Raw genomic sequence first — 6,574 nt, 5'->3', positions numbered from 1 at the left:
ATTATAGATGGTCTTATGCGGCCCGTATTCACGCGGCACGTCGCGCCACCGCAAACCATTGCGCAGGACGAAGATGATGCCGCTCAATACCAAGCGGTCATCGACACGCGGCACGCCATGTGACAGCGGGAAGAAAGGTTCGATCCGGCGCATCTGTGCATCCGACAAAAGCATCAGGTCACTCATGGCAGTGTCTCCTTTTGATCTTAGTGAATCAAAACAAGGGGCACATCGCAAGAGCTTTAATGGGTCCTGAGCCTAGCTGGGAAGTCGTACATGGCAGTCCTGAAACATCTGGTTTGAAAGACGAATGACGCAATCTGGGGCTCGGCGGAAAATCGAGGTTAAGATAGTGTTTGCTTAAGGATAGCCAGCGCCCCTTTCGTCAGGGTGTCATCCACAGCCACGGATGTCTTGAGACCGAATACATCTGCGGCAACCACGTAGAGATCGTTCAGCCCGTCATTACCGACGATAGCTGCCTCTTCTCCTTCAGCATACCATCCGGCTTCTCGGGCTTGCCGAAACTCCTGCCCGATGACCAGTCCCCGCACATAGGAACGCAGCTGCTCCGACGATAGGTGGCCGGCAAGGCCGCCGGTTCGCGATGAAAACAGCAGCGACAGCATGGCGGCAGATTGCTTTGCCTCTCTCAAACCCCAGCGATAGGCTTCCGGATCATCGACCGGCGGCTGCGCGGAACCTCGCGCAATGAAGGAGTGATTGATGAGAAGGTTGAAAATTTCACCAGTCACGAATGTCTGAAAGCCATCGATTCGTCCCCCCTTAATGCGCGCCCACTTGCTGTGGGTGCCGGGGACGATAAGGGTGGCGTCTCCGCCAAGGCCGTGGCCAACGATCTGGGTTTCCTCACCGCGCATCACGTCCGGGAAGGGCTGGCGCGCGGGGTCGTTCAAACCGGGCAGGAAAACGAGATCGGACCCGTTCGGCAGCAAGCCTCGCACCGTGCCGGCGGCAAGTTCTGCAGGGCCTGCCGGGCACGGAACATAAGCGACCTCTACCCAGCCATTGCGGCTGGTGATCATACCGAGTGCGGCAACGGGCAAGGCCCCGTGAAGTGAGAACCAGGGTGCAAGCGCAGCCATCAGCGCCGCCTCATGCTTACCCTTATCAAGGCTTGTAATGCCGTCGGCAGTTTCAAGATGATCGAGCTCTTCGCCGCCTTCACCAGCCAGCGTCGCTCGTAGTGATGTCGTACCCCAGTCAACGATAATCGATGTCGGCAGTGCTGCCATGTCTTGACCTCCTCATTCATTTCATTTGTGGGCTTGTCATAAGTCGGAAGACTAGATAGTGTCAATTAGTGAATTCAAGGTGTCAATATATGATACTAATTTGGGAGGATAAGATGGTGGTTGACCTCAGGGGGATTTTGCCCGTTCTGCCCACGCCGTTTCTGGCTGATGGCGGCATTGACGAAGCAGGTATGAAGCGGCTTGTGGTCTTTGCGCTCGACAAGGGCGTGGATGGAATCGTCTTTCCCGGTTTCGCTAGCGAAGTGGAGACTTTGAGCGCCGCCGAGCGCGCAACCCTGCTGAAGATCGTCGTGGATGCTGCGGCTGGGCGGGTGCCGGTCGTCGCCGGTGCCAGTGCTGCCGACTGGCGTGACGTGGTCGAGCATGGACGGGCGGCATCGGCGCTTGGCATTCATCACCTGATGGTCCAGCCGCCCAAATCGGTCGGCACGGATGTACCGGCGCTGACCGAATTCCTTGGCAGGGTTGTCGAAGCACTTCCCGAAGTTGAAATCATCCTGCAGAACGCGCCTGCGCCGCGCGGCTCCGACCTCTCGCCGCAGGCGATCGTGGAGATCGTGCGTGCCTTGCCTAAGGTCACCTATGTAAAGGAAGAGACGCTCCCCGCTGGCCCCGCCATCAGCCACATCATTGCCCAAGCGCCCGCGACGCTGAAGGGCGTCATCGGCGGTGGTGGCGCGCGCTACATTCTCGACGAATATGCACGTGGTGCCACGGCGGCCATGCCGGCGCTGGAGATCGCTGAGCAACATGTGGCCATCGACCGGGCACTTGTCGCGGGGCGACGGGAGGAGGCTCGCAAGATCTATGTCCGCACCTTGCCGCTTCTGGTGTTACAGGCGGTTTATCGCATGCGGTTGACCAAATATGTGCTGGCGCGTCGTGGCGTAATCGAAGGCGTGAGTGTGCGTGCGCCGACACCCGAGCTTGATGCGGCGGCCATTGCCGATATCGACGCCAATCTGGTTGAGCTGGGTCTTGCGGCCCCGGAGGCCGCATGAACAGCCCTGTCGCAACCGTCGAGGTCTTTACGCTGACACAGCCACGTAAGGTTCCGTATCTTGGCGCAATCAGGGAAGGCGAGGTCGTCAATCCAAACGGTTATATCGTGCGCAAGGGCAATCGAACGGTCTATCCTACCTTTGACCGCAGCGTGCTGGTGCGGATGACGACCAAGGCCGGCGTTGTCGGCTGGGGCGAGACCTATGGTATCGTCGCGCCCGGTGCGGTGGCGGCAATCATCAACGATCTGCTGGCCGGTTTCGTGATCGGCCGCGACGCCTCCGATCCCTCTGCGATCTATGACGATCTTTACGACATGATGCGCGTGCGCGGTTACACCGGGGGCTTTTACGTTGATGCGCTCGCCGCACTCGATATTGCGCTCTGGGATATCGCCGGCCAGGAAGCCGGAAAATCGGTTCGCGACCTTCTCGGCGGCGGCCTGGACAGCTTCTCGGCCTATGTTTCCGGGCTGCCGGAAAAGACGTTGAGAGAGCGGGGGGAGTTGGCTAAATACTGGCAGGACCGTGGTTTCAACGCCTTCAAATTCGCAACGCCGGTGGCTGACGATGGCCCGGCGGCGGAAATCGCCAATCTTCGGCACGTCCTTGGCCCACAGGCAAAAATTGCCGCCGACATGCACTGGAACCAGACGCCGGAACGCGCGCTGGAACTGATTGCCGAGATGAAATTGTTCGATCCGTGGTTCGCTGAGGCACCGGTCTGGACGGAGGATATTGCCGGATTGGAAAAGGTATCGAAAGGAACAGATGTACCGATCGCCGTTGGCGAGGAATGGCGCACCCATTGGGACATGCGCGCCCGCGTCGAGTGCTGCCGCATCGCGATCGTGCAGCCGGAAATGGGGCACAAGGGCATCACCAATTTTATCCGCATCGGCGTTCTTGCTGCCGAGCATGGCATTGACGTCATTCCGCACGCGACAGTCGGTGCCGGCATCTTCCTTGCCGCCAGCCTGCAGGCATCATCGACATTGCCGACTTTAAACAGCCACGAGTTCCAGCACTCGATTTTCGAGCCCAACCGTCGCCTGCTTACCGGTGACATGGATTGCCGGGAAGGAAGATATTACCTGCCGGCCGGCCCGGGACTTGGCGTCAAGCCGTCGGAGGCGGCGCTCGCCCTTCTTGAACGTATCTGAATTGGTTTTTTGGAGGAGGAACCCATGACCAAAAGAATGAGAACTCTGGCGCTTGGCACAGCGACCGCATTGTTGATGACGCTGGGCGGATTTGCTCCCGCCATGGCCGATACTGTGCTGAAGTTCATCTCCTGGCAAACGGACGATGCCGGCACGGGCGAATGGTGGCGCTCTGCCATTGCTACCTTTGAAAAACAGCATCCGGGCGTGAAAATCGAATTCACCAAAGCCGAGCGTAGTTCCTATGCCGACACGATGACAACGCTTTTCGCGGCCAACCAGCCACCGCAGATCGTGCATTTGGCGTCATTCGAATTTCAGATGTTTGCAGATAGCGGCTGGCTCGAACCTCTCGACCCGTGGCTCAAGAAAGACACCATCGACATGACCGGTTGGGCCGGCCAGCAGAAATGCGAGTGGAACGGCGAAACTGTCTGCATCATGACCAACTATTTCGGCTTCGTCATGGCCTATAACAAGAAGATTTTGGAAGAAGCGGGCGTCGCGGTTCCGAAGACCTACGACGAGTTTTTGGCCGCAGCAAAGGCGACGACCAAGGATCTCAATGGTGATGGCATCATCGACCAGTTTGGCACCGGCCATGAAACCAAAGGCGGTCCGGGGCAATATCTGACGGAAATGCTGAACTACATCCTTGATGCAGGCGCCTACTGGACCGACAAGGACGGCAACATCACCATCGATACGCCGCAGATGGCGGAAGGCTTGAGCCGGTGGAAAACCGTCATGAAAAGCGGCATCAGCCCGGTTGACATGAGCGCCAGCGACGTACGCAAGCTCTTTGCCGACGGCAAAATGGCGATGCGCTTCGATGGGCCCTGGCTGTACGGCACGACCGAAAAGGGTTCGGCCAAGAATGACATTGTTTACGCAGCACCGCCGTTTCATCCGCCGCTCGGTGGATCGTCCAACGTGCTGGCCATGCCGGCTGATATTCCCGACGGCCAGAAGGCATTGGTCTGGGATTTCATCAAGCTGACGATGTCGCCGGAATTCCAGCGCAGCTATGCCACCCTTGGCGGCAACACTCCGCCAAGCCCGAAGGCCGACGTCTCGGGTGTCGAAAAGACCATCCCGCATTTTCCCGTACTCATCGCCACGATGAAGGCGGCATCCGAGGCGGGTATCGACCGCGTTCCGACCGGACTTGAGCTCTTCTACAATGAGTTCAGCAAGATGGTGATGGAAGAAAGCCAGCGGATGATCATACAGGATCTCGATCCGGCAGAGGTGGCGAAGACCATGCAGGCAAAGGCGGAAGCCATCAAGGGTTAATCCCAATGTCTCGCCATGGCCCTCTTAAAGGGCCATGGCCATCATCCGCATCCGGCAGGAGGACTATCCATGACCGAATCCGTTCGGGCTGGGCGTCGCAAGTTTTTCGATCTTGCGCGTCCCAGCCGGCAACATCTTCTCGGCTATATTCTGATCGCACCCGCGGTCCTGATGGTTGCCGCCATCATCGTCTGGCCGCTCGTTTTGGCCATCGACCTGTCGTTCCAGCAGGTTAAGATTCCAAGGCTCGGTGGCGCCAGCCGACCATTCTCATTGGCCAATTACAACTGGCTGTTTTCGTCACCGGAATTCTGGCTGGCCTGCTGGGTGACGTTGAAGCTGGTTATAGTTGTCACCGTCGGCAGTGTTGCCGTTGGTCTGAGCACGGCGCTTCTCGCCAACAACCGCTTTAAGGGCCGCACCGTCGCGCGGCTGGTAATGGCGCTGCCCTGGGCTGTCCCGGAAATCATCGCGGTCGTCATTTTTGCATGGATGTTTGACACCTCCTTTGGCCTGTTCGGCTGGCTGGCGATCCAGCTCGGTTTCACTGACCAGATGATACCCTGGGTCAGCAGTTCCACGGCCGCCTTCTGGGCCGTTGCCATCACCATGGTGTGGAAGGGCTTTCCATTCGTGTCGATCATGTGTCTCGCCGGCCTGCAGTCCATTCCCGCCGATTATTACGCGGCCGCAAAGGTGGATGGCGCAAGTGTCTGGCAGCGTTTCCGCTGGATCACTATGCCGCTGTTGATGCCGGTTCTGGGCGTGACGCTGGTGCTGACGCTGCTTTGGGTGTTCCGCGACTTTTCGATCATCAAGGTTTTGACCGGCGGCGGGCCGCTGCGTTCGACCCAGACATTGTCGATCATGACCTATGACCAGGCCTTCCAGTACCACAATTTCGGCCGTGCCGCCGCCGTCGGCGTGCTGACACTGGCGATCTGCATCGTCGCGAGCCTGTTGATGCTCGGCCGGCGTTCTAAATCGATCTATTGAGGAGGCTTTGATGAAGCGAACATTTTTGCAGAGCCTTGCTCTTTACGCGACCGTCATCTTCACGCTGGTGATGATCCTCTTCCCGGTTTACTGGCTTCTTGTCACAGCACTTTCCACCACCGATGAGCTGTACCGGCTGCCGCCGACCTTCTGGCCGGAAGACGCGCAGTGGGATATTTTCGCCCGCGTCTGGGCGGCAAAACCGATCCTGCTCTGGCTCTGGAATTCGATGCTGGCGGCCATCGGTTCTGTTGCGCTGTCGATGCTGGTTTCGGTCAGCGCCGGTTATGCGCTCTCGCGCTACTCCATGAGGGGCGGCGCGACCATGGGTCTCTTCGTACTGACGGCGAAGATGCTGCCTGCGACGCTGCTGGTCATTCCACTGTTTTCCATCTTTTCCAGCTTCGGCCTGATCGGCAGCCTGTGGACGCTGGTGCTGGCGCATTCGACGATGATCATTCCGTTCGCCACGTGGATGCTAAAGGGCTATTTCGACACCATTCCCAAAGAACTGGAACAGGCCGCCATGGTGGACGGTTGCTCGCCGATCGGCGCGATGGTGCGCGTCGTGCTTCCGATCGCCACACCCGGTCTTGCAGCCACAGCCCTTTATGCCTTTGTGCTCAGCTGGGCAGATTATGCCTATGCGCGCACCTTCCTCGTCAACTCGCCGGACAATTGGACGGCCAATCTCGGCATCACCACGATGCAGGGCGAATACGTCACCTACTGGAATGACATATCCGCCGCATCGGTGTTCATCGCGCTGCCGATCATCGCAATCTACCTGTTCCTGGAACGTTATTTGGTCGGCGGCCTCACCGCTGGCGCGGAGAAATAA

Annotated in this window: 7 protein-coding genes; 5 read left to right on the top strand and 2 right to left on the bottom strand. The window is 58.6% G+C overall.

Translation table 11 applies throughout. The annotated features are described in order from the left end of the window. A partial coding sequence (locus DSM25558_RS15180) for a transposase (RefSeq protein ID WP_143240115.1) occupies window positions 1-186 on the bottom strand: 186 nt, incomplete at its 3' end. Between the two features lie 158 nt (window positions 187-344). Continuing rightward, on the bottom strand, window positions 345-1,256 hold the full coding sequence (locus tag DSM25558_RS15175; protein ID WP_077105566.1) for a 2-dehydro-3-deoxygalactonokinase: 912 nt from the start codon (window positions 1,254-1,256) through the stop codon (window positions 345-347). Window positions 1,257-1,369: 113 nt separating this feature from the next. Between DSM25558_RS15175 and DSM25558_RS15170 the strand changes: the two genes are divergently transcribed. From DSM25558_RS15170 to DSM25558_RS15150, 5 genes are all read left to right on the top strand, one after another. Further along, window positions 1,370-2,278 (top strand): dihydrodipicolinate synthase family protein, encoded by a 909-nt coding sequence (locus DSM25558_RS15170; RefSeq protein ID WP_062451853.1) that lies wholly within the window; start codon window positions 1,370-1,372, stop codon window positions 2,276-2,278. Next, complete coding sequence (locus DSM25558_RS15165; RefSeq protein WP_077105565.1) at window positions 2,275-3,441, top strand: mandelate racemase/muconate lactonizing enzyme family protein; 1,167 nt, start codon at window positions 2,275-2,277, stop codon at window positions 3,439-3,441. Before DSM25558_RS15170 ends, DSM25558_RS15165 begins: the two co-directional genes overlap by 4 nt. 24 nt (window positions 3,442-3,465) lie before the next feature. After that, on the top strand, window positions 3,466-4,737 hold the full coding sequence (locus tag DSM25558_RS15160) for an ABC transporter substrate-binding protein (RefSeq protein WP_077105564.1): 1,272 nt from the start codon (window positions 3,466-3,468) through the stop codon (window positions 4,735-4,737). Between the two features lie 69 nt (window positions 4,738-4,806). Next, entirely contained in the window at window positions 4,807-5,733 is a 927-nt protein-coding gene (locus DSM25558_RS15155; RefSeq protein WP_077105563.1) for a carbohydrate ABC transporter permease, read from the top strand. Window positions 5,734-5,743: 10 nt separating this feature from the next. Next, the gene (locus DSM25558_RS15150) at window positions 5,744-6,574 is read left to right on the top strand and encodes a carbohydrate ABC transporter permease (protein WP_062451857.1); all 831 of its coding nucleotides are present in this window, start codon (window positions 5,744-5,746) and stop codon (window positions 6,572-6,574) included.

The organism is Agrobacterium sp. DSM 25558 (genome assembly GCF_900100825.1).
In the GTDB taxonomy this organism is placed as follows: domain Bacteria; phylum Pseudomonadota; class Alphaproteobacteria; order Rhizobiales; family Rhizobiaceae; genus Agrobacterium.
Note: the sequence above shows the minus strand (reverse complement) of the source record. Positions and strands in the feature narration are given on the sequence as shown.